The 829-nt window shown below is 65.0% G+C and carries 2 protein-coding genes; both read right to left on the reverse strand.

All coding sequences use genetic code 11. The features are described from left to right. A partial coding sequence (locus B3873_RS13710) for a methionine ABC transporter permease (protein ID WP_414651542.1) occupies positions 1–363 on the reverse strand: 363 nt, incomplete at its 3' end. Further along, the coding region (locus tag B3873_RS13715) for an NIL domain-containing protein (RefSeq protein ID WP_286866692.1) at positions 353–829 on the reverse strand (477 nt) is incomplete at its 5' end. The genes B3873_RS13710 and B3873_RS13715, both read right to left, overlap by 11 nt.

The raw sequence follows: 829 nt of genomic DNA on the forward strand, positions 1-829 counted from the left end.
TTCCACCAGGCCGTGATCGACTTCGCGCAGGGCGGTCTCGACCAGGCGCGCAATGAAGGGCGCGGCGGCGATGGTCAGCGGCACGATGGCAGCGGCCGTGCCGATGGAGGTGCCCACGAAGAAACGCGTCATCGGGATCACCGCCACCAGCAGGATGATGAAGGGCGTCGAGCGCACCGCATTGACCAGCAGGCCGGCGATGCGGTTGAAGGCGACGTTGGGCAGCACGCCCTTGGATTCGGTGATGTGCAGGGCGATGCCCAGCGGAATGCCGAGCAGTGAGCCGACCACGCCCGAGATCACCACCATCATCAGCGTCTCGCCGAAGGAGCTGACGAACAGATCGATCAGTTCAGATGACATGGTTGAGCTCCTCGACGACCACGCCCTGCTCGCGCAGGTATTGCATGGCCTGGTTGATGTTGTCCTGGGTACCGTTGGCGAGGATCGCCAGCGAACCGAATGCCTGGCCCTGGATCTCGTCGATCTGGCCGTGCAGGATGTTGAAATTCAGGTTGAAGCGGCGCACCGCTTCCGACAGGTGCGGCTGGTCCACATCGTTGCCGGTGAAGGCGAAGCGGAACAGGTGGTCGGTGCCCTGGCCGGCGTCGGCACGCGCCAGGCGCTCGCGCAGGCGCGCCAGCACGCCCTTGGGCAGCTCGTGGGCGATGACGTCGCCGATCAGCGCGCGGGTGACTTCATGGCGCGGCTGGCGGAACACCTCCAGCACTTCGCCCTGTTCGATCACCTGGCCGGCTTCCATCACGGCCACGCGGTCGCAGATCTGCTTGATGACTTCCATCTGGTGCGTGATCAGCACGATGGTCAG

This window comes from Herbaspirillum sp. UBA812 (assembly GCF_002296545.1).
In the GTDB taxonomy this organism is placed as follows: domain Bacteria; phylum Pseudomonadota; class Gammaproteobacteria; order Burkholderiales; family Burkholderiaceae_D; genus Herbaspirillum; species Herbaspirillum huttiense.